Source organism: Shouchella xiaoxiensis (assembly GCF_016907895.1).
Classification (GTDB): Bacteria; Bacillota; Bacilli; order Bacillales; family Bacillaceae_D; genus Shouchella; species Shouchella xiaoxiensis.
In genome coordinates, this window is the sequence record NZ_JAFBCV010000007.1 from 37,939 (window position 1) to 63,993 (window position 26,055).

At 42.9% G+C, this 26,055-nt stretch carries 27 protein-coding genes and 1 pseudogene; 13 read left to right on the plus strand and 15 right to left on the minus strand.

From position 1 onward, the window contains the following. Window positions 1-10: 10 nt before the first annotated feature. Window positions 11-583, minus strand: a complete 573-nt coding sequence (locus JOC54_RS11850) for an LOG family protein (protein ID WP_035421049.1) — start codon at window positions 581-583, stop codon at window positions 11-13. A gap of 130 nt (window positions 584-713) precedes the next feature. On the opposite strand from JOC54_RS11850, the gene JOC54_RS11855 reads away from it, so the two are divergent. Further along, window positions 714-2,183, plus strand: coding sequence for an amidase family protein (locus JOC54_RS11855; protein WP_204466490.1), 1,470 nt, complete (start codon window positions 714-716; stop codon window positions 2,181-2,183). Then, a pseudogene (locus tag JOC54_RS11860) lies at window positions 2,180-2,720 on the plus strand (class I SAM-dependent methyltransferase). Before JOC54_RS11855 ends, JOC54_RS11860 begins: the two are co-directional and overlap by 4 nt. Before the next feature lie 27 nt (window positions 2,721-2,747). Here the strand turns inward: JOC54_RS11860 and JOC54_RS11865 are convergent. The 7 genes from JOC54_RS11865 to JOC54_RS11895 all read right to left on the minus strand — a co-directional run bounded on the left by JOC54_RS11865 (window position 2,748) and on the right by JOC54_RS11895 (window position 8,997). After that, window positions 2,748-3,812: an ABC transporter ATP-binding protein gene (locus JOC54_RS11865; protein WP_204466491.1), complete on the minus strand. Its 1,065-nt coding sequence runs from the start codon at window positions 3,810-3,812 to the stop codon at window positions 2,748-2,750. Beyond that, on the minus strand, window positions 3,809-5,518 hold the full coding sequence (locus tag JOC54_RS11870; RefSeq protein ID WP_204466492.1) for an ABC transporter permease: 1,710 nt from the start codon (window positions 5,516-5,518) through the stop codon (window positions 3,809-3,811). The genes JOC54_RS11865 and JOC54_RS11870 overlap by 4 nt, the downstream gene beginning before the upstream one ends. 18 nt (window positions 5,519-5,536) lie before the next feature. After that, complete coding sequence (locus tag JOC54_RS11875) at window positions 5,537-6,598, minus strand: ABC transporter substrate-binding protein (RefSeq protein ID WP_204466493.1); 1,062 nt, start codon at window positions 6,596-6,598, stop codon at window positions 5,537-5,539. After that, the gene (gene surE, locus JOC54_RS11880; protein WP_051991853.1) at window positions 6,595-7,395 is read right to left on the minus strand and encodes a 5'/3'-nucleotidase SurE; all 801 of its coding nucleotides are present in this window, start codon (window positions 7,393-7,395) and stop codon (window positions 6,595-6,597) included. Before surE ends, JOC54_RS11875 begins: the two co-directional genes overlap by 4 nt. Continuing rightward, window positions 7,373-8,179, minus strand: a complete 807-nt coding sequence (locus JOC54_RS11885; protein WP_054794247.1) for a sugar phosphate isomerase/epimerase family protein — start codon at window positions 8,177-8,179, stop codon at window positions 7,373-7,375. The genes surE and JOC54_RS11885 overlap by 23 nt, the downstream gene beginning before the upstream one ends. Then, a complete protein-coding gene (locus JOC54_RS11890; protein ID WP_204466494.1) occupies window positions 8,176-8,706 on the minus strand; it encodes a PHP domain-containing protein in 531 nt (176 codons plus the stop codon). Before JOC54_RS11890 ends, JOC54_RS11885 begins: the two co-directional genes overlap by 4 nt. Before the next feature lie 123 nt (window positions 8,707-8,829). Further along, window positions 8,830-8,997, minus strand: a complete 168-nt coding sequence (locus tag JOC54_RS11895) for a PHP domain-containing protein (protein WP_204466495.1) — start codon at window positions 8,995-8,997, stop codon at window positions 8,830-8,832. Between the two features lie 426 nt (window positions 8,998-9,423). Here JOC54_RS11895 and JOC54_RS11900 point away from each other — a divergent pair, with 426 nt between their 5' ends. Continuing rightward, window positions 9,424-10,785 carry an amidohydrolase family protein gene (locus JOC54_RS11900; protein WP_204466496.1) on the plus strand — a complete coding sequence of 454 codons (1,362 nt, stop codon included), beginning with the start codon at window positions 9,424-9,426 and terminating at the stop codon, window positions 10,783-10,785. Window positions 10,786-10,897: 112 nt separating this feature from the next. On the opposite strand, the gene JOC54_RS11905 is transcribed toward JOC54_RS11900, so the two are convergent. Together JOC54_RS11905 and JOC54_RS11910 are read right to left on the minus strand one after the other, a co-directional pair. Then, a complete protein-coding gene (locus JOC54_RS11905) occupies window positions 10,898-11,218 on the minus strand; it encodes an AzlD domain-containing protein (protein ID WP_204466497.1) in 321 nt (106 codons plus the stop codon). Next, window positions 11,215-11,904, minus strand: coding sequence for an AzlC family ABC transporter permease (locus tag JOC54_RS11910; protein ID WP_054794250.1), 690 nt, complete (start codon window positions 11,902-11,904; stop codon window positions 11,215-11,217). Before JOC54_RS11910 ends, JOC54_RS11905 begins: the two co-directional genes overlap by 4 nt. A 113-nt stretch (window positions 11,905-12,017) precedes the next feature. On the opposite strand from JOC54_RS11910, the gene JOC54_RS11915 reads away from it, so the two are divergent. Continuing rightward, on the plus strand, window positions 12,018-12,557 hold the full coding sequence (locus JOC54_RS11915; RefSeq protein ID WP_204466498.1) for a helix-turn-helix domain-containing protein: 540 nt from the start codon (window positions 12,018-12,020) through the stop codon (window positions 12,555-12,557). Between the two features lie 84 nt (window positions 12,558-12,641). Here JOC54_RS11915 and JOC54_RS11920 read toward each other — a convergent pair whose 3' ends face one another. Next, window positions 12,642-12,953, minus strand: a complete 312-nt coding sequence (locus JOC54_RS11920; RefSeq protein ID WP_204466499.1) for a hypothetical protein — start codon at window positions 12,951-12,953, stop codon at window positions 12,642-12,644. A gap of 177 nt (window positions 12,954-13,130) precedes the next feature. On the opposite strand from JOC54_RS11920, the gene JOC54_RS11925 reads away from it, so the two are divergent. Further along, window positions 13,131-13,379 carry a hypothetical protein gene (locus JOC54_RS11925; protein WP_035421753.1) on the plus strand — a complete coding sequence of 83 codons (249 nt, stop codon included), beginning with the start codon at window positions 13,131-13,133 and terminating at the stop codon, window positions 13,377-13,379. A 43-nt stretch (window positions 13,380-13,422) separates the two neighbouring features. Here JOC54_RS11925 and JOC54_RS11930 read toward each other — a convergent pair whose 3' ends face one another. Next, the gene (locus JOC54_RS11930) at window positions 13,423-14,484 is read right to left on the minus strand and encodes a hemolysin family protein (protein WP_035421752.1); all 1,062 of its coding nucleotides are present in this window, start codon (window positions 14,482-14,484) and stop codon (window positions 13,423-13,425) included. Between the two features lie 51 nt (window positions 14,485-14,535). Next, complete coding sequence (locus JOC54_RS11935; protein ID WP_204466500.1) at window positions 14,536-15,864, minus strand: hemolysin family protein; 1,329 nt, start codon at window positions 15,862-15,864, stop codon at window positions 14,536-14,538. Window positions 15,865-16,585: 721 nt separating this feature from the next. Here JOC54_RS11935 and JOC54_RS23400 point away from each other — a divergent pair. From JOC54_RS23400 to JOC54_RS11950, 3 genes are read left to right on the plus strand one after another with little or no spacing between them, the layout of a single operon-like run. Further along, entirely contained in the window at window positions 16,586-18,022 is a 1,437-nt protein-coding gene (locus JOC54_RS23400) for an oligosaccharide flippase family protein (protein WP_204466501.1), read from the plus strand. 10 nt (window positions 18,023-18,032) lie between these two features. Beyond that, window positions 18,033-18,830: a glycosyltransferase family 2 protein gene (locus JOC54_RS11945; protein WP_204466502.1), complete on the plus strand. Its 798-nt coding sequence runs from the start codon at window positions 18,033-18,035 to the stop codon at window positions 18,828-18,830. A gap of 14 nt (window positions 18,831-18,844) precedes the next feature. Next, window positions 18,845-19,942 carry a glycosyltransferase gene (locus JOC54_RS11950; RefSeq protein ID WP_204466503.1) on the plus strand — a complete coding sequence of 366 codons (1,098 nt, stop codon included), beginning with the start codon at window positions 18,845-18,847 and terminating at the stop codon, window positions 19,940-19,942. Between the two features lie 28 nt (window positions 19,943-19,970). Here JOC54_RS11950 and JOC54_RS11955 read toward each other — a convergent pair whose 3' ends face one another. Next, on the minus strand, window positions 19,971-20,309 hold the full coding sequence (locus JOC54_RS11955) for a hypothetical protein (protein ID WP_204466504.1): 339 nt from the start codon (window positions 20,307-20,309) through the stop codon (window positions 19,971-19,973). A 252-nt stretch (window positions 20,310-20,561) separates the two neighbouring features. On the opposite strand from JOC54_RS11955, the gene JOC54_RS11960 reads away from it, so the two are divergent. The 5 genes from JOC54_RS11960 to JOC54_RS11980 all read left to right on the plus strand — a co-directional run bounded on the left by JOC54_RS11960 (window position 20,562) and on the right by JOC54_RS11980 (window position 25,645). Continuing rightward, complete coding sequence (locus JOC54_RS11960) at window positions 20,562-21,947, plus strand: O-antigen ligase family protein (protein WP_204466505.1); 1,386 nt, start codon at window positions 20,562-20,564, stop codon at window positions 21,945-21,947. Next, window positions 21,944-23,311, plus strand: coding sequence for a UDP-glucose dehydrogenase family protein (locus tag JOC54_RS11965; RefSeq protein ID WP_204466506.1), 1,368 nt, complete (start codon window positions 21,944-21,946; stop codon window positions 23,309-23,311). The genes JOC54_RS11960 and JOC54_RS11965 overlap by 4 nt, the downstream gene beginning before the upstream one ends. Before the next feature lie 30 nt (window positions 23,312-23,341). Continuing rightward, complete coding sequence (locus tag JOC54_RS11970; RefSeq protein ID WP_204466507.1) at window positions 23,342-23,728, plus strand: hypothetical protein; 387 nt, start codon at window positions 23,342-23,344, stop codon at window positions 23,726-23,728. After that, the gene (locus tag JOC54_RS11975) at window positions 23,721-24,473 is read left to right on the plus strand and encodes a glycosyltransferase family 2 protein (protein ID WP_204466508.1); all 753 of its coding nucleotides are present in this window, start codon (window positions 23,721-23,723) and stop codon (window positions 24,471-24,473) included. Before JOC54_RS11970 ends, JOC54_RS11975 begins: the two co-directional genes overlap by 8 nt. A gap of 71 nt (window positions 24,474-24,544) precedes the next feature. Then, on the plus strand, window positions 24,545-25,645 hold the full coding sequence (locus JOC54_RS11980; RefSeq protein WP_204466509.1) for a glycosyltransferase family 4 protein: 1,101 nt from the start codon (window positions 24,545-24,547) through the stop codon (window positions 25,643-25,645). 32 nt (window positions 25,646-25,677) lie between these two features. Here JOC54_RS11980 and JOC54_RS11985 read toward each other — a convergent pair whose 3' ends face one another. Continuing rightward, on the minus strand, window positions 25,678-26,052 hold the full coding sequence (locus JOC54_RS11985; protein ID WP_054794264.1) for a VOC family protein: 375 nt from the start codon (window positions 26,050-26,052) through the stop codon (window positions 25,678-25,680). Window positions 26,053-26,055: the final 3 nt, after the last annotated feature.

The window sequence follows — 26,055 nt, forward strand, 5'->3', positions numbered from 1 at the left end:
AACGATCGAACTAATTCCATTTACTAATGTAGTTTGCCTCGTAGTTATCAATCTTTGCTAACAGCTCAACAGGATCAGAACTGACAAGAATTAATTCTTTATAAGCAGGGTTCATGAAACCTTGGTCAATTGTATGATCAATCATTTCTAATAAAGGGTCATAAAATCCGTTCACATTAAGAATTGCGCATGGTTTTTGATGATAACCGAGCTGTGCCCAAGTAAATACTTCAAACCACTCTTCTAACGTGCCTGCTCCTCCCGGCAGCGCCACAAATGCATCTGATCGTTCTGCCATTTGCGCTTTGCGCTCGTGCATTGTCTTAACGGTAATGAGCTCGTTTAATTGTTGATGCGCAACCTCAACGCGCTTTAATTTTTCAGGGATGACACCGATTACTGTACCGTTTAAAGCTAATACTTGGTCAGCAATGGCTCCCATACAGCCGACCTGCGCTCCGCCATAAACAAGAGTCCTTCCTTGTTCCGCGAGGATTCCCCCAAATTCTTTAGCAGCCTCAATAAAACGCGGGTCCGAGCCGCTGCTTGATCCACAAAAGACCGCAATGCTCTTTTTCATCATTCATTCCACTCCTTTATTTACACTCTCTTCTTTTTACCGCTTTCCTGTCTACGATTCAAGACTTGTTTTTTCTCCTTAATTCTGATTACTCTGATACAATAAGACTAAAAGAGCCTTTGAGGAGATCCTGATGTCAAATTCAAATGATTTATCAATTGAACAGATCCATTTTTTATATGACAAAAACCAATTAACGGCGAAGCAGCTTATTAGCATGTATTTAGAAAGAATTGCGCTTTTCGACCAGGCAGGTCCAACGTTGCGGTCGATTATTGAGATTAATCCAGATGCTCTTTTTATTGCCGAGGCTCTGGATCAAGAAAGAAACCACTATGGACGAACAGGAAGCCTGCACGGCATTCCGATTTTATTAAAAGATAATATTGAGACAAAGGATTTCATGCACACGAGCGCTGGTTCAATTGCACTTGAACACCATCGCGCCACAATCGATGCGCATCTCGTTACGAAACTACGAGAGGAAGGTGCCATTATTCTCGGCAAGACGAATATGACGGAGTTTGCCAACGGCATGTCCTCAACCATGTGGGCGGGCTACAGCTCTCGTGGTGGACAGGTTCGAAACCCTTATGGAGATGAGTCGCTTTTTGTCGGCGGTTCTAGCTCCGGTTCCGGCGTTGCAGTCGCCGCGGATTTTGCACCACTCGCTGTGGGAACCGAAACAAATGGATCGATTCTCAGTCCATCCATTCAAAATTCTGTTGTTGGCATTAAACCAACAGTGGGGTTAATTAGCCGCACCGGCATTATTCCTTTTTCCTATTCGCAGGATACAGCAGGTCCGATGGCCCGAACCGTAACAGATGCCGCCATTCTCCTAGGGGTATTGGCAGGTGTCGATGAACGAGATGCCGCGACATTAACAACGAAGCATGCAAAAACGGACAATTACCTCTCCTTTTTGAGCGAAGCTGGACTTAAAGGTGCCCGTATTGGCGTTTACCGAGCAAACAATCAATCCTTTCTTGAATCAGCTGAATACGATGCGTCTCTGTTTGAAGATGTTGTTTCAACACTTAAAAACGAAGGCGCAATCGTTATCGATCATCTTGCTATTCCTTCAGTTGAAAGAGATTGGAAAACCGATGTGTTGACGCATGAATTCGCACATAGCATGAATCATTTTTTTATGGGCTTGCCTGCTCATGCCCCGGTACATTCGTTATCTGAGCTGATTGAATTTAACAAAGTAAATGAAAAAAAAGCGCTAAAATACGGACAGGATCGACTGGAAAAAGCCGCCGCATTGACCAACCCCATGACAGCTTCGTCCTACATTGTTGCCCGTCTTGATGACTTGACTTTCGCTCGTGAGAACGGACTCGATGCCGCTCTTCAACAGAATGAACTAGATGCTATTCTTTTTCCTGCTTATATCGGTTCCACAATTAGCGCTAAGGCTGGTTACCCTTCGATCGCTGTTCCAGCTGGCTATACGAAAAGCGGTAGACCCTTTGGCGTGACGTTTGCCGGTGGCGCTTATAAAGAAGGTCAGCTGATTAAAATTGCTTATGGATATGAACAAGCAACACGACTCCGTAAACGTCCACCTGTAATTGAAAAGGAGATAAATGCATGACAACGAGAATAGTAATTGGCGCAGGAGAACATAACAACAATCCAACATGGCTCCAAACCCAAGAAGAGCAGCTGAATTTACTAAACCGTAGCAAGTGGGAGGAACATTTCCCACAATCGTCTCTTCAGGCAATTTTAGCAGAACATGTATGGGAACACTTAACTTATGAGGAAGGCGTTCAGGCAGCTGCGCTGTGCTACGATTTTTTACAGCCCTCTGGCTACGTCCGCTGTGCCGTTCCCGATGGCTACTTTCCAAATGAAGCTTATCAAAAAGGTGTTCAAGTTGGCGGACCTGGACCAGCAGACCACCCTGCTGCCAGTCACAAAATTGTTCATACATATAAAACATTGACGGCGATGTTTGAAGAAGCCGGTTTTCAAGTATCGCTGCTGGAATACTGACGAAGCCGGTCAATTTCACGCTGTATCTTGGAAAGAAGCAGACGGGTTTATTTACCGATCAAAACGATTTGATCATCGTAACCAGCACGGTGAGCTTGGGTTTGTTTTGCTTATTGTTGATGCAGTAAAGTAAAAAAGAGCTCTCATACGAGCTCTTTTTTTATCCTGTATGTGCTTTTGTTTGTTTCTCCGCCTGTCGCATTTTCAGACTGACTTTTTCGCCAATTTTATACTGTTCAGTAGCCGGACTAATCGCGTGGATGACCTCTCCGCCAACTTCCACGGCGTAATGTCTCTCTCTGCCTTGGTACATCGCGTTTACCACCGTTGCTTCCATACCTGTTTGTTCTCGACTAAATAGCCACTGATCAGGTCGAACTGGATATGTGTCTGCTTGTTTAAATACCTCGCTGACACCCTCTCCATCCCATGATAAAGTAGGCGCTGCATCTGGCCTGAAGCGATTTCCTTCCCATCTCCCATCAACCATTGTCGCTTTGCCAACAAACCTAGCAACAAAAGGTGTTTCTGGATACAAATAAATGTGCTGTGGCGTTCCGACCTGTTCAATTTGGCCATCTTTCATAATAACAATTCGATCGGCCATTGCCAGCGCTTCTTCTTGGTCATGGGTGACATATACGATGGAACTGTTTGTCAAACGGTGCAAACGTTGAATTTCTTTTCTCATATCTACTCTTAACTCTGCATCCAAACTGCTCAAAGGTTCATCCATTAGTAAAATCGCCGGTTGATGGGCAAGTGCTCGGGCCAAAGCAACCCGCTGCCTCTGCCCCCCGGATAGTTCATTGGGCATTCGTTTTGCTAACTGTTCCAGCCCGACGAGCTTTAGCACATCTAACGCTCGTCCTTGGTAATTCTTTTTCCAGTCTTTCCGAGTATGTGGGTGATGCCTGAGGGGGAATTCCACCTGTTCTTGTACCGATAGATGGGGCCATAATGCAAACGATTGAAAGACCATCCCGATATTTCTTTTCTCAGGAGGTGTTGTTTTCTTCGCACTGCTTACATGATCTCCATCAATGGCAATATGCCCTGCTGTCGGCTCTTCAAATCCTGCTAGTAAACGTAATAAAGTTGTTTTGCCACAACCAGAAGGACCGAGGATGGCAATAAACTCTCCTTTTTCTATTGAGAGAGAAATCGTTTTTAGTGCTTCAAAGGTACCAAAACGCTTTTTTATCTGACTCAATTCCGTTGTCATGCTTGCTTCACCTTCCTATTCCAAACCTGCTGTAGTCCATAAAGCGTCCCCATTGCAAGTAAAATGCCGATGACAATAACCATTGAAAATGCCGTGGAATGCGTCGAATATCCGGCTTGTTCAAAATTAAAAATAACGAGGCCAATCGTTTCTGAGCCACTTGACCATAGTAGCGATGATACCGTTAGTTCCGTCAATGCGGTTAAAAATACGAGAAAGGCGCCACTAATTACACCTGGTAGAAGCAGTGGCAGCAAGACCCTTCGCCACTTTACAAAGGAATTTGCCCCTGCCAAACGTGCCGCTTCCTCCATTGACGGATCGACTTGTGTCATGGCGGTAAAGCTCCCCCGCACCTGCAGGATAAGAAACCGGGTAATATAAGCGATCAACAGAATTCCTAACGTCCCATAAAGACCAGGGTTCCAGCCTGGAATTGGTTCAAGCCACATAAAGATCATCGCAAGCGCCAGCACCATTCCTGGAAGCGCATATGGCAAACCAACAAATAATTCCAAAGAACGGTTTAACCCATTCGGGTTCCGTGCGCGCATGTAGGCGAGCGTCGTTCCAACGAAAAGACAAACAACCATTGTCACTGTGGCAAGAAAAAGGCTATTCCCAAGCGCTTCTTGAACCCGGTTGTTCTCAAATAAGACAAACCGATAATGATCCATCGTTAAATTCTCCCAAGCAAACGGTAACCCGTATGCTTGAATGAGAGAAGACATGCTCATTGAAACAATTGGTACAACGGTAATAAAAAGTAGGAAGCTCCAAACGCTAATCTCAACAAACCGCCTAAATCTACCAAGGTGAAAGCGGGGTTGATAGTCCTGTTCAACCGTATCGTCTTGTTTTGATTTTCGGACAAGGAACCATTGAATGAACGTTCCAATTAAAGCAACGAGTGATAGGATAACGGAAAGTGTTGCCGCTCTCGCAAAGGCAGCTGGCCCAAATCCAACGACTTCTTGATAGATAGCCGTGCTTAATACGGTAATATTTGCTGGAATGCCTAAGAAAGCTGGAATGCCAAAATTATCTAAGTTGGCAATAAAAGCAAGCAATCCACCGCCCGCAAGACCTGGTAACGCCAGCTTTAAGGTGATGTCTTTGAATACTGTCCACGACCGGGCTCCGCTCGCTCGTGCTGCCCACTCCATATCCCGAGGAATTCTGCGTAAAACCCCTACTGTAAATAAGAATACAAGTGGAAAATGAGACAAACCAAGCACGAATATCATCCCCGCCATGGAGTACATATTAAATGGCGCAAGGTCAAAAGGCAGCACATCCAAAACCGTTGCGACCATTCCATTACGGCTCATTAACTGGGTCCATGAAAGCGTCACAATATAGGATGGAATAATAAATGGAATCATAATAAAAAGCAGCATCATGCGCTTGCCACGAATATCGCTGTACGCCACAATCCAAGCAAAAAATAATCCTAAGGCGAGCGCTACTACTGTTGAACCTGTAACCATCACGACGGTATTCTTAAGAATACTCCACGTGCGTGCCTCTGCAAAAATCGCCCCGTAATTTTCCAGCGTGAACTGACCTTCTGAGAAGAAACTTAAGGAAAACAAGCGAATGATCGGTAAGACAAATAAGAAGAAAATAATTCCCGTTAACCCTATTGTGTAGAGTCTTCGCTTGGTAAAAAATCGACTAGATTGCGCTTTACCCTGTTGCACCACTGCACATCGTCCCCTTTTTTAATGGTTTCCAAAAATAGAACGGAACGATTCCTTGTCGCTTTCTCTTGTATCAAGTAAGTCGCTAATCTCCGCCGACAATACGTTTAATTCCTCTGCTCCTTGTAAACCTTCAGGAATATCTACACCTTCACGGATTGGCGTGTACCCAACGTCCACACTGAGCTGCTGACCTTCTTCTGAAAGAACATAATCAACAAATGCTTGCGCTGCTGCTTCGTTGTCTGCCTCTTGCGTTATTGCAATTGGTTCTGTTATAACAGGAACTCCCTCTGCTGGATAAACTAAATCAATCGGCGAACCTTGTTCCTTCGCATTGGCTACGACAAAATCAACGACCATTCCGTAAGCACTTTCTCCGCCAGCTACCGCCTGAACAACCGCTCCATTTCCTTGGACAATCGTTGCGTTGTTGGTATAAAGATTTTCGTAAAAATCCCAGCCAAACTCATCCGTTTTGCTGAAAACACCGGCATTATAAGCAGCTGCACCAGAATAAAGCGGACTTGGCATTGTTACTTCACCCTTTGCTTGCTCCTCTGTTATTGCTTTCCATGAGGTCGGAGCTTCATTGACCATCGTTGTATTGTAAGCAAGAACGGTTGCCATTAGCTTCGTACCTACATACATAAATTCTGGATCAATAAATTCTTCAGGGATTGCATTCAGTTCAGGACTTTCGTAAGCCTGTAACAACTCATTTTGTTTTAAACTCTCAAACGTCACCGCATCTGCTAATAGCAATACATCAGCCTGTACCGTTCCTGCCTCTTGTTCCGCAAGCAAACGACTAACCACTTCTTCTGTACCCGAGCGAAAAACCGAAACATCGACATCAGGGTAGCGTTCATTAAAACCAGCAACAAGCGCTTCGGCATCGGCATCTGGTTGCGAGGTATAAAACGATAATGGCCCACTTATTTCTCCTGTTGAATTACTATTCTCTTCACTCGTTCCAGAAGTCGATGTGTTTACTTGTTCTTGAACAGAATCTGCTCCACATGCACCTAAGAAAAGCGCTAACGAAGCTGCTGCAGTTGTTTGAAGTACTCTTTTTCTCATTGTGTAAGCCCTCCAATATAGTCTGGTTTATTCACAAGTAGTCGCTCTAACCGTTCCATCACCTTTCGATTGGAACGCTGTTGGTCAATCGGTGTTACCGTTATATAACCCTCGCGGAGCTTTGCATAGTCACTATCATCAGCAAGAACTGTATCCTCAAGCTGATTCCAATGATCCTTAAGCCAGTAATACACATTTCCGTGAGGATCGTTTAAACCGACGTAATGGTACCGATCAATTGTCATATCCATTGGCACAACCGCAATGCCCTTCACCATCTTTTTTTGCAAATACGGCAAGTTGACGTTTGCATTTAGCCCCTTTCCCCATTTGCGTTGAAACAGCCCTTCAAGCAGGTCATATAACAGCTCTTTCGGATAGGCATACTGGATTGGCTCTTCGTTTCTATCTAAGGAAACTGAAATTGCCGGTATTTGATGTAGCACAGCTTCCGATGCACCAGCCATTGTCCCAGAGTAGTAAAGATCGCGCCCAAGGTTTGGTCCTACATTCATACCTGAGAAAACGAAATCAGGTCTCTCTTTACAAATCACTTCTAAACCAAGCTTTACGCAGTCTGCCGGGGTACCATTTAGTGCGTAGGCTTGCACATGCTGACCAAAAAATGTGACGGGGGTCGCTTTTATCGGCTGACGAAGCGTTATGGAATGACTGATTGCGCTTCTCTCCTGGTCCGGACAAATTACAGTTACCTCGCCAAAATGCTGAAGGGTCTCAACAAGCGCGGCTACACCAGGTGCGAAGATTCCATCATCATTTGTAACTAGAAACTTCATACAGATCCTCCTTCTTGCGATACGAGAATGCCTCAAGATAGGCTAGATGACGCTTAAGCATTCCGCCCGATGCAGACATTCCCTCTAACACAACCGGCACCGTTTCCTTTGATAAAAGCTGTAGAATGGGATGCAGTTGTTGTTCACCTTCTCCTAAGCCAATGTGATAAATGGAAGAAGATGTATCACTTAAATGAACAACCTCGACATTTTCAGTTCTTAAATAAGCTTGAACAACATCTTCGTTGAGGGCAATATGTGCGACATCAAACGTAACACCAAAGCGGTAATTAAGAGCACGAAGCAGCTCATTCATTGCTTCAGGCGATGTAACTGTTTCCTTTGGTTTACGCTCCATTAATTCAAGCGTTAATCCCACACCATATTGCTTAGAGAAATCAACTAATCGTGCAGTGCTCTTAACCTGTTGTTCTCTATGCCAATGGAGCCATTGGTTTGTAAGGCTTAACTGACCTGGGTGTACGGTAATACTTTTCGCCTTTAGCAAAGCGGCTGTCTCAAATGCTCGCTCAATTTCTCCTAAAGACCGCTCCCTTATCGCTTGGTTAATAGATGTTATATTTAAATCCCAGCTCGGGGCATGAACGGTATAGGCTAGCGCTAATTCTGCCTGAATCCGTTGAATGTCACGAATAGTTGTCTGGTGATTATCAATTTGCTCTGCCCATATTTCCACACCAGTTAAGCCTAGCTTTGCTATTTCTCGTAACACATCTGGTATTGGTTTTGACCAATAGAGCGTTGATGAGGCATAAAGATTCATTGGGATACCTCCATCTCCCTTTCCCACTCAGCTACAATTCCTTCAGGTAAATGAACGCTGCCAATGGGAAACGGATTTTTCGAATGAGTTCCATGATAATCACTACCACCGCTAATACGCAGACCAAGTGCCGATGCTGTCTGATGCCAGTAGCTTGCTTCAGCTGGTGAGTGCAGGCTGTGATATGCTTCAATCCCATCTAAACCCGCTCGTACTAAGGTCGTTAGCGGAATCGGTTCTAGGTACGTTCCTGGGTGTGCCAGAAACGCTTGCCCGCCACAACGATGGATTAGGGCAATGGCTTCTTCAGCGGAAAATTGAGAACGTGGTTGATATGCAGGTTTTCCTTTGATAAGAAGATTTTGATAAGCAGCTCGAGCATCTCTGAAGTATGCTTTTCGGACGAGTGCCGCTGCAATATGTGTTCTAACAATGATTTCTCCAGTCGCTTCAGCTAAAACATCTGACCACGTAATAGCGTAGCCAAGTGACTGAAGCCGGTGGACTAGTAGCTGATTCCACTCCACCCGATCCTGCTTTCTCCACTCTGTGTGTTTCCTGAGCGCTTCTGCCTCTACATCAATGCCATAACCAAGAATATGAAATTCTCCGTCTTCAGAACTTGTATTGAGCTCGATGCCAGGAATAAGTTAAATCCCTGAACGTTTTGCGTAAGAAAGGGCATGCTTATAAGCAGAGACAACATCATGGTCGGTTATCGACATGATGGAAACCCCACTTGCCTTTGCTTTTTTAATTAGTTCGAACGGGTCATCTTCACCATCAGATTCTGTTGAATGCATGTGTAAATCAATCATCGCCCCACTCCTTTTACTGAATGACTTACCTTTATTGTAAATCTTGTTTTTTAAGGAATCATAAAACGGTTTTATGCATTATGTAAAAATGATGTAAACTAGTAGCCGCATCTATTAATTACCAAAAACCAGTTAAACCGAACGGGCGGTTCATCTCCTGCCTTCGTCTTATGGGGTCATTTGTAAAGAAATAACGGGAGATTTACAAAACGTCCATACACTATTTTAGCGAAAAGAATGTTGTTTTAATTTTCATCATAAAAGGTATGGAACGCTATAAAGAGGATTTTTCATAGGTTGAGGTACTGATAAAGTGGCTAAAGAGGCATGACTCAGCTCATATATTAATGGGGAATCTGACGCACTTGCTAAGTGTGAATCTACTTAAACGAAATTATAGTGTTTTTTATCTAAAAAGGACGGGATATGATGAAAAAACGAATTAAAAATGCAACTATTCTTACATTAGATCGAACAATCGGCAATCTCGAGAAAGCCGATATCCTTATAAACGGTTCAACAATTGAAGCAATTGCACCTCATTTAGAAGCTGAAAAGCATGAAGAGTATGAGGAAATTGATGCAACAGATCGGATCATCATGCCAGGATTCGTCGATACCCACCGGCACACATGGGAATCCTTAATTCGTAATATCGGTGTTGATTGGTCATTACAGACGTATTTAGGCGAAATCTATTACGGGAACTATGGCTCTCTTCGGAGACCTCAGGATGATTATATTGGAAATTTAATCGGGGCATTAGAAGCACTTGATGCTGGCGTAACCACATTGCTCGATTGGACAATGATTCAATCACCTGACCATACGCATGAGTTGGTTCGTGGATTAGATGATGCTGGAATTCGAGCCGTTTTTGCCCACGGTTCACCGGGCGATGCTTCATTCTGGAATAATGATAGTGCAATAGACAATGCCGAAGATGCGCGCAGATCAAAAGCTCGCTATTTTTCTTCTGACGACCAGCTCTTAACAATGGGACTTGCTATTCGCGGACCTGAATTTAGCGCGTGGGAGACAAGTGTTAGAGAAATACAGCTCGCACGTGAATTAGATGCCGTATGTAGCATGCATCTTGGCTTTGGTACATGGGGGCACTCCTCACAGTCGATTACCCGCTTAGCTGAAGCGAATCTACTTGGACGCGACTTAAATTTTGCCCATGCCAACGCTATACGCCCTGAAGAAGTCCGATTACTTGCTGAAAAAGGCGGCAGCATTTCAGTAACGCCAGAAATTGAAATGATGATGGGACATGGTTACCCGGCAACAGGTTTAGCGCTTGAAAACGGCATAAACCCGGCACTTGGTGTTGATGTGGTAACTTCGACTGGTGGTGACCTATTTACCCAAATGAAGTTTGCTTTGCAAGCTGAGCGCGCTCGGATCAACCAGCAACTATTAAATGAAGGCACTATGCCTGGACCAGAAGTGCATCTTACCGCTGAGCGCGTGCTTGAAATGGCAACTATTGACGGAGCAAAAGCGTTATTATTAGATGATAAAATCGGTTCGTTAACCCCTGGCAAACAAGCAGACTTTATCATGATACGTAAGGACGCTATCAATGTATTTCCTGTGAACGACCCTGTCGGCGTTGTAACGCAATGTGCTCATACCGGGAATATTGATGCTGTCTACGTTGCTGGAAAAGCTGTCAAGAAAGATGGGAAGCTGCTTCATCATGACCTTACTAAACTGCGTAAATTGGCGCAAGAATCTAGAGATTTTCTAATAAAAGCAAAACAAAAAGCGGTCCAAAAATGAATCCTTTTAGGCCTAACTACTAGAAACAATCCTACTTACTTTTACTTAGCCAGCACCACAATGGAGCTAATTACGGAGCAACGGGCGAAACACCTAGCTTGTTGCTCTGTTGCTACAATCCCCCTACCCTCACTGCCAAACCAAGCACCACCCCAATTACAACTGATAACAGAAACCGCTTCGTCCAAAAATAAGAAAGCCCTGTGCCGAGACATGTTGTAAGTACAGGCAATGAGAGGGCAAGTGAAGTGGAATCATGCGAGACAAGTACTTGCTTCACAAGCAGAGCCGTCATAATACCAATTGGAACATAATAAAAAAAGCGCTTAAGCAGCGGCGGAAACGTTCTCTTCCCAAGCCATTCAAGTCCAATAACGCGAATGCCGAAAACAACAATCGCTAATAGTCCAATTAACAACCATTGCTCATTCACGCCCCTTCCTCCTTATCTAAAGCCATCCCAAATAGCGGTGATACAATTCCGACAATTAAAATCGTCCAGCTATTTCCTGGTGCAATTCGTTCACATAGCCAAGCAATCATTCCAGCCGCTAACAATGTGACTAGCGCTCCTTTTCCTTTCAAAGCCGGTATTAATAATGCCGTAAATGCAGCCGGAAAGGCTAAATCTAACCCCCACTGAACCGGGTCTACCGCATCACCAACCATTACACCTACAAACGAAGCGCAAACCCAGGTCACATAAAACAGCCACGTAATGAGTGAAAAATAGAGCGGATCACTTCCAGCTTTGGCAAAATGAAGTTTACTTAGCAAATATGGCTCGTCAGATACTCCAAAAGAATGAGTAATCCGCCACCCTTTGCTTTTTGTTTTTAAGTCAGCTGCAATGTCAGCACCATAAAGAAGGTCCCGCAAATTAAGTAAAAATGCGCTCATTATAATAGTTGGAATGCTCACACCTAATGCCCACATCGCAACAGAAGCGAGCTGAACCGAACCGGCAAACAACAGCATCGACATCGCAACTGCAGTCAAAATCGAGAAGTCCGCTTGATTCGCTAATACCCCGTAAGAAACACCATAAGAAGCAATCGCCAATGCAACAGGACCACCTTCTATCCAAACTGTTCGAACGGTTGCATTCTTTACGTTCATCTTCATCTTGCCTCCTCTGATTTTATATATTATAATTTAATATAAAGATATTATAATATAAAATCAATATTTAAATATATTTTTTTATCACTAAAATATACTGGAGGAGACGAATGGACGCATATGTTACTAAACAAATTGGTGAAACCATTAAGCATCAACGCCTGCTGAAAGGCATGACAGTTGAAGCATTTGCTAAGCAAATTGACATTAGTAAATTAACTCTCATTAAGATTGAACGTGGCGATGGAAACCCCACCCTGTCCGTAATCTGGAAAATAGCGAACGGACTGCAAGTGCCCGTTGCTTCGTTGCTTGCCACAAATAATGAAGTAGAAATCTCACGAAAAAAAGCCAGGCTTGCTCTAACAAACACAGAAGAGACGTTTATTGCGGAACCTATTTTTCAGCAAAAAGAATATGAGCTTTATCGAGGTTATATGAAAGCGAACTGTGATTACCAGTCAGAAGCGCATGCACCTGGAGTCACCGAATGTATTACCGTCATGAGTGGCGAACTAATCATTGCGTTAGAGAGCGGAACACACCACCTGTACGAGCACGACGCCATTCGCTTTAACGGCAACCAAATTCACCGTTATATAAATCCGACCAAGGTCGATACAACGCTGCACTTTGTCATCTCCTACTGAAGTTGAATTCACAACAAATAGGCAAGAAAAGTAGTGTCTTTTCTCGCCTTTACAATCCTTTTTTTAAAGATATTGAAATTGAAGTTACATTCTTTTTCTGCTATAGATGATTGCCACGACGCTGTTAAGAAAAATGGTTCCTACAGCAAGCAAGAAAGAAAGGCGAACAGATCCTTTCGAAGTATCCATAAGTGCAGACCAATCCTCAATTCTGACTAAATAATCGTTATATAAAAGTTGAAAACAAATAGACATGAGACAGGCACTCATACTTACTATTAAAGAGAGTCCCCATCTTTTATCCTTCTCTTTGTTTTGCTTCATCAGATAAATGATCGGCACGATCCACGCTACTAGCCCTAACACCAAGCTTGCTATGTTTAACCAACCATACATGAATATCCCCCTTTTTTAAAATTCCTTAAAAAAATTCGAAAGCAAAGATTGAACATTCCATTTGAAATATGCTTAGATAGCCTATTGCTATTTCTTATACCAGAGTTATACTTCAATTAGCACTCATTTTTGGAAGTTGATTACATAAAGTACAAATTCATAAAGGAAGGTGTTTCATTGACTGAACAATCAAGCAAATTAACTAGTAAAGAAAAACTCGTATTAAGTTTAACGTTGATCAGTTTGCTTTCTCTGCTTACCCCCATTATTGTACCTGCAATTCTCAATATCAATAATGGTGAACAAGGTTTCACACTATCAGCCAGTTATTATCTTGAGTACATTACCTATATCATCGGTGCTTTAGTAGCGTTATTTTATTTAGCCGTCTTAAGCATACTTTTATACGTCTTTAAAGATCGTTAAGACCAGATGAAAAAGCTTTCTCTAGATAGAGAAAGCTTTTTCGTTACGTCGCAAATCCTTCAGTTCCCTCATATACGTCTTCCATCTTCCCAACAATCTCGGTTAGAATGTCTTCCATTGTAACAAGGCCGATCATTATGCCTTTAGCATCTGTCACAATCGCGATATGCGTGCGTGTCTGCTTCATTTTCAAGAAGACATCCTGAATGAACATCGACTGTTTTACACGAGGAATGTGGTGCAAGAATTGTTCAATTCCGCCATTACGGCCTGCTGCAATGCTCGTTAACATTTCTTTTGTATTAACAAACCCTAGCGTTGCGTTGCGGTCTTTGCCGCTAAGAACCGGATAGCGTGTGTAATCATGCTGATCAAGCACTTGCAAAATCCCATCAAGCTCCATATCGACATCTAGCGTGATAATCTGTTCTTTTGGAACCATAATTTCATTTAACGTCCGACCATCAAAAGAAAAGAAGTTTTCTAAATAAGCCAGCTCGGTTTGGTTAATCTCTCCACCTTTGTAACTATCGGCAACGATTAACTTCAGTTCTTCTTCCGAATAAACGGTTTCGTGCCCGGCAGGCTTTACACCAAACCAACCGAGAATACTACGCGCCGACCCATTTAAAATGCGAATAAACGGACCCATTACGACACCAAACCAATACAACGGTGGTGCTAATAATAGCGTCATCTTCTCAGGAAATTGAATGGCCAGCGTCTTCGGCGCAAGTTCTCCAATAACAACATGAAGAAACGTAACGATCGCCAGGGCAATCGCGAAGGAAAGAGCCGTCGCCATCGCATCAGGAACGCTATAATAATCAAATACGGGCCGAAGGAGTCTTTGAACAGTTGGTTCACCTAGCGCTCCTAACACTAACGCCGTAATGGTGATTCCTAATTGACAGGCTGACAAGTAATAATCTAGTTCATGAGCAACCTTTTTTGCTAAAACTGCTTTTTTGTTTCCTTCTGAAATGAGCTGATCAATTCGGGACATCCGGACTTTCAAAATGGCAAATTCTCCACCAACAAAAAGCCCTGTTAATAAAATAAATACAGCTACAAGAATTAAATTAATATAAATAATTGAGTCCAATTATTCCCTCTCCTAGGAGAGGGCTTCACCTCCATGGTTTATAAAAATCCTCTAAGCCTGACCAATGCGTGTCTGATCAATGTATTGTTTAAACTTCACTTTCTTTACTTGATGATTGTCCGCTTCCAACACAGTCCATACATGGTCATCAAGCTGAACGTTAATCACTTGATCTTCATCAAATTCCTGAGATTTGTATTGAACCCAGCCACCAATCGTATCAACATTCTCTCGGTCATCAAATTCCAAGCCGAACTGTTCTTCTAAATCATCAAGGAGAACGCGGCCATTGACCACATATTCGTCCGTGCTGACTTTTTCAATGTCGGCTTCTTCATCTTCATCAAATTCATCGCGAATTTCACCGACTAATTCTTCAATCACTTCTTCCATCGTCACAATTCCAGATGTACCGCCGTATTCATCAATAATTACTGCCATATGCACTTTTTCCTGCTGCATCTTCAACATCACATCTTGAATACTTGTTGCTTCCAAGATATATGGAAGATCACGGATATACGCGCTCATGTCGACATCTCGACCAGCAACAATGGACTGAAGCATTTTCTTTGCATTGACCACACCGATGATTTTATCTTTATCACCGTCTTCAATAACGGGATATCTCGTGTAATTGTGCTCGTCTAGCACCTGAACCAGTTCATCTTTTGTCATATCCTGATGAATAGCAACAATTTCTGTCCGGGGTACCATAATGTCTTTTGCAACATGCTCATCAAAAGAAAATACGTTCTCCATGTATTGAAGCTCTTCTTTATCAATCGCACCGCCTTGGTAGCTTTGCGTCATAATAATTTTTAACTCTTCCTCAGTGTAGGCTTGATCATGCCCAATTGGTTTCACACCAAACATGCGAAGCAGCAGGCGCGAAGCCCCGTTTAACGTTAAGATGAACGGGAACATAATTTTACCGAACCAGTACAACGGACTTGCTAACAACATCGTCATCTTCTCTGAAAATTGAATGGCCAATGTCTTAGGAGCCATTTCACCAATTACGACATGCAGATAGGTCACGAGTAGAAAAGCAATCGCATATGAAATGACGGATGACAATGAATCCGGTACATTAAAATAGTCAAAAACAGGATACATAATGTTGCTTACAGCTGGCTTTCCCAGTGCACCAAGACCAAGAGCGGTAACCGTTATACCGAGCTGACAAGCAGATAAATAATAATCAAGATTTTCCGTTACTCGTTTCGCTACGAACGCTTTTTTGTTTCCTTCCGCTATAAGCTGCTCTATTCTAGATGCGCGAATCTTAACAACGGCAAATTCAGAAGCAACGAAAAATGCTGTTAATGCCAGTAAAATAACAAGCAAAATAAGATTAATCAATGTAATTAAATCCAATTCTTCCCCTCAAAATGAGGGATTCACCTCCAACAAAATTAAAAACTCTTTTTTGTCCTTAAAACCTCTTGGATCATACGAGTTTTTGCCCTTTGTATAGAGACAGGGTGCTTCAATAGGCAATGATCTATTCCCGTTCTTACTAGAAAACGTCTTTTATAAGAAAAAAGGAAAGGGAACAGCAAAAAGGCTGCTATTGATTCTTCTCGTATTTTCCTTAACGACGCAATTTAGTTCTTCCAACAAGTTAGTAAGCAATAACGCCTTCCCAATGTCATTCCCTCCCCTATCATTATCATTAAATCGGATTACCCCATCATCAAAATGCAGGAAATTTTCATGTGTAACAAACTATAATCCCTGCTGTGACAGCGTTAACAAGATTATACAGAAATACACGAAGCAAATAAAGAAGAACGCTGATTCTTACATAGATAATTTACAAACTTTTAATATAGCTGCTTTTATTTTGTCACTTTTGTTGAATTAAGCTGCTTTAATGGGAAATCGTAGCAATGATTAATTCAGCTTTCATTAAAAATATGTACGTGCATCAGACTTATTCACCTTTTCTTACAATCGATTGTTTAATCATTGTAACGATTGTAAAAGGTTCATTTAAAATGTAAACAGAGCCTTTTTTTCATTTTTGAATGATTTTGCTAAAATCGGATTGTCCTATAATAAAATTTAAAAAAGCATAGAAAGGGTTGTGCAGCGTGTGTTAGCTAGACATGCTTTTGCTTATCTATTGTCCCACGGCGTGCCTGCCATTGTAGGGTTTGTCGGGATTGCGCTTTATTCGCGCTGGTTAACCCCTGAAGAATATGGACGCTACGCGCTGCTATTTGCTTCGGCAGCCGTAATGAATGCCGTTGTGTTTGAATGGCTGAAGGTAAGTGTTCTTCGCTTACAAAGAAACGGCGCTCCTAACGAAGTCTTTTATATGTCTGTTAAAGTCGTTTTTTTCGCCTTATTGGGCATCACCTTTGTATGTGCAAGTGGGTTTTGGTTGTTGAGCAACGGCAGTCAGATCGATGGATTTTTGATTCTTCTCGCTTTAGTGCTCTCGTGGGGACAGTCATGGTATCAGCTTAACCTATCGTTACTCCGTGCTGAACTAAAGCCACTACAATACGGAAAAGTTGCTTTTGCTCGTGCTGTGCTCGGACTTGCACTTGCAAGTCTCTTTATTTGGTTCGGTTATGCAGAAATCGGGCTCTTGCTTGGCTTAATCGGTGGGTTACTCCTTTCAACCATGCCTTTGTTTAGGAAACGTTGGGGCTTTTCCATAAAACCTGCTCTTGTCAGTCTACCATTGCTCAGAAGCTACGCTGCTTACGGACTACCGTTGACGATTACATTGCTGCTTGGAATGATTATTCATCAATCAGACCGATTCATTATCGGAGCAATGATGGGAGTTGAGGCCACTGGTAGCTATGCGGTTACCTACGACTTAACAGAGCAGTCTATCTTTACTTTACTGCTAATAGTGAATCTTGCCGCCTTTCCGCTTGCTGTTAAAAAACTAGACAATGAGGGCGAGCAAGCAGCTAATCGTCAAGTAAAAGCAAACATGACCTTGCTTTTAGCGATTGGACTTCCGATGCTTATTGGATTCGTCATGGCACGAGAATCAATTGCAACCTTGTTCTTAGGGGAGGCATTTAGGGAAACAGCGGTCAGCCTCATTCCTTTTATTGCAGTCGGCGCTTTGCTGAAAGGCTTCAAACTTTACGGAATTGATATTCTCTTTCATCTAAAAAAACAAACGAAGCTACAAATTATTCCGGTTGTGCTTGCTGCTGTGGCCAATGTCGGTTTAACGATCTGGTTCATTCCTTCCTACGGATTACAAGGTGCGGCAATCGCTACAGTTATCGCCTATGCGTTAGCCATTCTCAGCAGCTGGTTTCTGCTCTATTTTCAACAAACATCCTTGCCTTTTCCAGTTAAAGGTTTTGTAAAGATTATGTGTGCAGGCACTGTCATGTTTTTCGCCTTGCTCCCATTCTCTTCCGAAAGCAGCGCTTTTGCTCTAATTTTGCAAATACTTATTGGTATTTTCAGCTATTCCGTTGTGCTTGGCTTACTTTCCGTAAAGCAAATTCGGCTATTTTTACGCAAGCGAACGAAACAGAATGAGACGGCATAGGAGGTTAATCATGCTATCGATTGTTGTACCCACACTAGGACAGCGCCCAGAAGCATTCGAACGGCTTCTTACAAGCTTGCAAGAACAAACAAATACATCCTTTGAACTGATTGTTGTTTCACAGGACAATCATGAGGTAGTCGCAGCTTGGATTCAGCAAACATCGTTGCAAATAATGCATGTAAAAATATCGGTAAAAGGACTTTCAAAAGCGCGTAACCATGCTTTTCCACTAATTAAAGGTGATATGGTGACTTTCTCTGACGATGATTGCTGGTATCCACCCGATGCGGTTGCTCGAGTCACGAAACGGATGCAAGGTGAAGCGGATGCATGCTGCTTTCAAATTTACGATCCTTATATGAAAGAAAGCTATAAATCATATCCTGAGCGCTCTGCAACAGAAGTCAAAGGACGCATGCTGTTTCGTAAATCATCAATTGAGCTTTTTTTTAAAACAGAAGCCATTATGTCGATTCGGTTTAACGAAGCGTTTGGCTTAGGTGGAAAATACCCAAGCGGAGAAGAAAATTTATTTATTAAGCAATTCATTCAAGCTGGCAATCAACTCTCTTACTTTCCAGAAATCATTGTCTATCATGAAAAACCAACGCAACAGTCACGGCTGTCAGAGGCCCAGCTAATGAGTAAAGGTCCTTTGTTCAACGAAATGTATAATGTCCCAATTGGTTTATTGTTATTAACGGCCCTATTTATAAAAAAGGGTCGAGTTATTCGACACCCGGCAACTAGCTATGTTAAAGCAGTAAAGGCTTTACTTGAATCAACTAAAAAGATTGTACATTAGGGAGAAGAGTATCTATGAAAATTGTATTCGTCCTTTACTCTCTCGAGACTGGTGGAGTTGAACGGATGACGCTTCATCTCGCTGAAGATTTCTTAAAGCGAGGCTATCAAGTTGACCTGCTCGTTTTTCACTTAGTCGGGGATTACATCAATCAAGTGCCGGCTGGAGTTGAGATCATTCATCTTTCTAAACAAAAAGCACGAAATGCCATTCCAGCGATGATTTCATATTTTCGCAAGCGAAAGCCCGACGTTATTATTTCAGCAAAAGACTATCTCAATGTTCTTGTCATTGTCGCAAAAAAATGTAGCGGTACAAGTGGAAAGCTCATTGTTTCGAGCCGGGTTCATTTAAGTGAGCAAGCCCGGTTAAATCCGTCAACAAAAAAAATGAAGAAATGGGTTGCGCGAACATACCGCTTCACCGATCATGTTGTTGGGGTATCAAACGGAGTCGCTGAAGATATAAAAGCAATTGCCCATTTGCCTACCGTTCATACGATTTATAACCCGGTAGTCACTGGTGATCTTCAAGCGAAAATGACGGAAACAGCAGATCACCCTTACTTTAGCGAAGCAAACAAGAAGGTTTTTTTAACCGTTGGACGGCTTCATCCGCAGAAGGATTACACCACTCTGATTAGAGCCTTTGCACATGTCCGCAGTCGTATACCAGAGGCGCGCTTACTTTTCGTGGGCGACGGTGAAGAACGAACAAGCTTGCAGACAGCTGTAGACGAAAACGGTTTAACGAATGACGTCAGTTTTGTCGGCTTTCAAAACAATCCTTATGCTTATATCAAACAAGCAGATGTGTTTGTACTCTCTTCTCTTTATGAAGGATTTGGGAATGTGCTCGTTGAGGCTCTAGCCGCCGGTACGACAATCGTTTCAACCGATTGTCCGAGCGGTCCAAGAGAAATTCTTGCTGAAGGGGCTTACGGCCATATCGTGCCAGTTGGAGATCCCGTCGAACTCGCTCACGCAATGGAGAAAGCCCTTCTTCAGCCAATGGAACCGGAGACTCTTCAGCGGCGCGCCGCTGCCTTTACCGTCAACGCCTGCGCTGATCAGTACGAACGTTTATTTAAAACTAGACCAAATAGCGAATAAAAAATGCGCCCTTGCTGGGCGCATTTTTCTATTGAAAAACCAATGTATTTAACTTATACTCCCCCTCTTCTTCGACCCAGTCCGCTACATATAGCAGCTTATCACTTTGTGAATACCGGTAGATCCGATCATCTATAAGCAGGTATCGCGTATTTACATGTTCCTTCATCAAATTCTTAAACAATTCGTAATCGTCCCCACCAAGCAGCTGTTGTTCACTCGACAGCGAAAGAAACTGTTCTTCTGATAACGCTTGGCTATTTTTTCGTAAGTAGCTGTCTCCTTCTAATGTCGAGCGTACGGTTAATGGTTGCTCTCCGCACCCCACAAGCAGGCTGAGGCATAGCAAAATAAGTAGCTTTTTCAATCTTCTAACCTCCATAAGCTGAACTATTCCTAGTATAGTTCCAACGAAAAAAAGATGGAAGAGGATCGAAATTCAATTGTAAAGATGCCACATTCAGGACAAAGCTTGATACCGTGGGGACAAATATCTGAATGATTAAAATCGTAAAAACATGGCTCCTGAATCTTAACGTTATCTTTAAGAAGCCTTTATAACTAGAGCGCGTTCACATGATACGATGACGGCAGTTCAATCGAGAAAGGGTCATCTTACATGCAGTCACTGTCCTATCCGTTATCAAAAAGGCGTATGATTCCAATTTACTCAGTCATGACGCTTTACGCCGCTTGTGCACCGATCGCTGTGTCTGGAGGATTGCAACATCTTACGCCTCTGCCAAGCTCGGTTTTGCTAACATTTACAGCTATCAGCTTCCTGTTTCTATCAATCATCTCAAACCGTGAGCTGATTTCATTAAAAAGCGTCAATAAAGTAGGCGCACTGACTAGTCTTTCAATTGCTTTACCAGCATTGCTTTCGCTCATAGGAGTGCTGACTGCAAGTTTGACGCTTCTATCAGTTGAATACGTTGACTATATGAGTGAATCACTTGTGAACAGGCTTATTAACTTAGGCTTATACAGTGTATTGACCATGCTCCTTCTCTATTACATCAATAAAGAGGCACAACAAACAACTTCTGCGCTTATCTTTGGCTATACGATTGGAGCTGGCATCCTAATTGTCGGTGGGATTTGGCAGTTCCTGCACTTTACAATCGGCTATCCGATGCCTGGTTTTGAAACACGCGCTTATGTACATAGCGTCGAAAGCGACGTTCTTTTTAACTTTAGACTGACTTCTTTCACAGATGAGCCAAGTTTCCTTGTCCCCTTTTTAATTGATGGATTGCTTATTGGTAGCTTGCTTTTATCACGAAAAACCTATTTCCTTTACGCTTTGTTTGCAGTTATTGTTTTAGTTCTGTCCTTTTCAGTCAGCGGCTACTTAAATCTCGCTGTAATTGGCTGTGCGGCTTTTGTTCTTTTGATTTCTAAAAAAGGAATTTCTAGAAAAACAATGCTTTACAGTATTCTCTCATCACTCGTCTTGGTTGGTCTGGCGTTAGCCGTTTTTCCAGAGCTTCTTCTAAACTTGTTTATGCCTGTGCTCGGTCGTCTAGACGGACTGTTTGATGTGATGCATCACAGTCGTTTGTATATGCTCGTTTTTCCATTCATCTGGTTAAGTGATTACTCGATGATCAATATGTTGTTTGGTTTTGGTTCGGGGAGCTATGACTTTCTTGCCCGAACGAAGTTTTTAAGTCACCAAGGTACACTAAGCGGCACATCCAATAATGTGTTTGTTGATTTGTTATTCGAACATGGAATAATTGGCAGTTTACTTTTTACCGGCGTATTTTTAAGCATTTTGCTGTATTTGTGGCTTAAGCGCAACAACCATCTTTATGTTGGCATTGCTTTTCTACTTTGGCTCCACCTCGGTGTAACCAGCATGTATCGATCGGACTTTGCCTCTCCGCGCTTCTGGCTCATTGTCATAATTGTCGCTGGCCTTATTGAGCTAGCACGCCGAAATAAAGCATTAAATCAATTCGGAAAAGAACCCTTTTTGAAAGCGAAGGTGACAACATGAATGTATGTGTAATTGGAACAGGTTACGTCGGCCTTGTGTCAGGTGTTTGCTTCAGTGAGCTCGGTCATCAAGTTTATTGCGTGGACCATGATTCACTTAAAATTGATCAGCTGAATGAAGGCATTTCTCCTATATACGAACCTGGATTACAGGAACTAATGAATAAAAACAGGCAGGCAAAGCGCCTTATTTTTACAGGAGATTTGCAAAAAGCTATGGCTGATGCCGATGCGATTCTTATTGCAGTCGGTACACCTGCTAACCGGGACGGGTCAGCAAACTTAACGTTCATTAAAGAAGTCGCAATTGAAATTGGTCAGCACATTCGTCCTGGAATGACCATTATTACTAAAAGCACCGTTCCCGTCGGTACAAATAAGAAAATTAAGAAATGGATTACGCTCTCCTGCGGCCATCAGCAGTTTTCAGTTGCCTCATGTCCTGAGTTTTTACGGGAAGGTAGTGCAATTAAAGATACATTGCACATGGAACGAGCCGTCTTTGGTGTAGAAGACGATCTTGCTGAGAGCGTTTTACGTGCGCTTCATGAACCAATTCAAACGAACATTATCGTTACAACAATTGAAACAGCAGAAACTGCTAAATATGCAGCAAACGCCTTTTTAGCAACAAAAATTAGTTTTATCAATGAAGTCGCCAATGTATGTGAAGGTGTTGGTGCCGACGTGCAGTCTCTTGCAGAAATAATCGGACTTGATCCCCGTATAGGTCCCTCCTTTCTGCAAGCAGGAGTGGGCTACGGCGGTTCCTGTTTTCCAAAGGATACTCAGGCATTTATACGCGTCGCTGAAGATGCTGGCTACGACTTGCAAATTGTGCCTGCTGTAGAAAAAGTAAATGCGCAGCAACGGCAACGGCTTGTGCAGAAACTAAAAACGGTTTATCCAGGTCATTATTTACGCGAGAAACGCATTGCCATACTCGGCCTTGCCTTTAAACCAAATACAGATGATATGAGAGCATCTCCAGCTTTTGAAGTGGTTGACTTCTTGCAGAACGAAGGTGCAACAGTTATCGCCTATGATCCCATTGCCTCAGCTCAAGCAAGAAGACTAATGCCCGAGCTAGAACTAGCATTGAACTGGCAGGAAGCTGTTGATCAAGCAGATGCCCTCTTTGTCTTAACAGACTGGGAGGAGTTCAAAGCAATTGATTTAGGTGAATTAAAACGGAAGATGAAAAAACCTGTTGTAATTGACGGTCGAAATATCTTCAATCCAAATCATATGAAACAAATGGGCTTTTATTATGACTCTGTTGGGCGGGAAATTGTTGATAATCGCTTATCTTCTCTCGACGGGCAGCTCGAGTATCATTCCATGCCTCACCGAAAAGCGAAATAAACAGGTTTTCACCTAGAAGGAGGTAAGACAATGGTACCCCGTCTCTTATTCATCTGCATCGGTCTCTTGTTTTTAAGCGGTTTTTTCTTTCTTGATCAAGGAAACGCCGATCCTTATCGGGAAAAAAATGAACGAGTCGACAACCACACGATCGCTGAGATAAAACGCCATCATCAAGCAGCACTATTTACGGCCGAAGAAGGAGATCAGGACTGGCTCGACGTTCATTTCGAATCGTCAATTGAGCCTGAAGACATAGCCTTGTTTCTTTCCATTCCGGTTGATGTTGAGCCTGTTTTACTGATGGAAGAAGAGAATACGGTGATGCTACGCTGGTCAACTGTTCTTGTTCAATACGAACAGGTTCATAACGTATGGAAGATTACTTCGGTTATGGAGGAACGTTCCAATGATTAGTCAACCGCTCGTTTCCATTATCACACCTGTTTATAATTGCGAGGCTTTCCTGCCCCATACGATTGAATCCGTCCTCAATCAAACGTATGAAAATTGGGAATTATTACTTATCAATGATGCTTCAAGTGATTACAGCCAAACAATTGCTCATGCCTATACCAAAAGAGATAGCCGCATTCACCTTTACCATTTACCTAAAAACAGTGGTGCTGCCGTTGCTCGAAATGAAGCGCTTCAGCATGCGAATGGCAAATACGTCGCTTTCTTAGATGGGGACGACTTGTGGAAAAATGAGAAGCTCACCCGCCAGGTTCAGTTCATGGAAGATAATCAATACAGCTTCACGTTCACTGGTTACCGGATTCTAAAGGAAGATGGGACGGAGCGAGCAAAAGTCATTCAGGCCCCCCAGCGAATTACATATGACCAGCTGCTTGCGAACACCATTATTGGCTGCCTGACCGTCATGTTAAATCAAGAAAAGCTCGGAAAGCTACAGATGCCAACCTTACGAACGAGACAGGATTTGTTGCTCTGGCTATCCATTTTAAAAAAAGGAACGGTTGCCTATGGCATAAACGAAGAGCTAGCAGCGTATCGCAAGGTTGGCAACTCTATTTCAAGCAACAAGTGGAAAGCTGCCAAACAAAACTGGGAGATCTACCGCAAGCATGAAGAACTTTCCTTATTGAAATCATGCCGTGTTTTCTGTAGCTACGCTTGGAATGGCTTCAAAAAATTATAAGGACATGTAATATGACCTACCCATTACTGCATTGAACCTGACACCTGAAGCCGCACTCGAAGGAGAACAACATGAACTCTTTATTCATTGCATTCCTTGCCAGTTTTATCGTGACCCTTCTCGTGACGCCATTTGTGATTAAGCTCGCTCGCCGTTACGGGTTTGTTGATACCCCTAATGAACGGAAAGTCCATAATAAAGCAATGCCTCGAATTGGTGGGCTTGCCTTTATCATCGGAATGTCTGTCGGTCTTTTCTTTGTCAAAGACCTGCTGGAAATCGATTATCGCACGACGATGTTTATGATTGCTGGCGCGATTCCGTTGATATTCATTGGATTGCTTGACGATCGCTTCACGTTAAAAGCCAGACATAAATTAATCGCTCAATTCGTTTCTGCCTCCATTATTGTCAGCTCGGGCATTTCAATTGAATTTATTGCAATCCCCTTTGGCGAACGGCTTGATCTTGGCTTATTAAGCAGCATCATGATTTTCATCTGGCTCATTGCCATTATGAACGCCATCAATTTAATCGACGGCCTTGATGGACTGGCTGCTGGCGTGAGCATCATTGCGCTTGGGACAATGCTTGTACTCGCCACCGGAAATCCAGCTGCCTACGCACTTGTTTTTGCTTTTGCCATTCCGTTAATCGGCAGCCTCAGTGGCTTCTTGCTTTTCAATTTTCATCCAGCAAAAATCTTTATGGGTGATACGGGCTCGCTCTTCTTAGGCTATATGATTGCCGTACTCTCGACAATGGGCTTCTTCAAAAGCGTGACGATCGTCAGCTTAATCGTCCCCCTGCTCATCCTCGGCGTCCCTATTGTAGACACATTGTTTGCGATCGTGCGACGGAAATTAAATCGACAAGGCATTGGCGAAGCGGACAAAGGTCATCTCCATCATTGTTTATTGAAAAAAGGCTATGGCCATCGACAAGTTGTTTTGACCATCTATGGCGTCAGTCTTTTGTTTGGCATTGCCGCCCTGCTTTTATCCATGTCAAACTTGTGGCTCTCTTTGCTCCTTCTGTTGCTCGTAACGCTGTTTGTTCAGCTGTTCGCAGAGATTATTGGGCTTATTGGTGAAAAGAGACAACCGCTTTTAAACATGATACGACGCAGCTCAAGCGTCAGAACAAAGAAAACATATGCCCGGGGAAAATAAGAAAAAAGGTGAAGCTCTCTTCACCTTTTTTCTTATTCTACTTCTGCCATCCATTCAATTGTATTTCCATCTGGGTCTGTGAAAAATACTTGATGAAATCCACTTGTGCTGTGCTTCTTTACGATTGTTTCAATTCCTCTGTCTTGTAAAAATTGCACCGCTCGATCGAAATGGTCGACTTTACATGCGATATGTCTCCCTCTCGTTTGAATGGTCGCTGGTGCTTCTTCCTTTATTTCCTGCACAATTAAATGCAGCTGCTGCGTGCCAATTGCATACCATGCCCCTTCAAAATCAAAAGGCGGTCGACTTAATTCTTCCAACGCCAACGTCTCGCCATAAAAGCGTTTTGCCCGCTCCAGATTGTGGACAATGATACTGACATGATGGATTTCTACTAGCTTCATTGT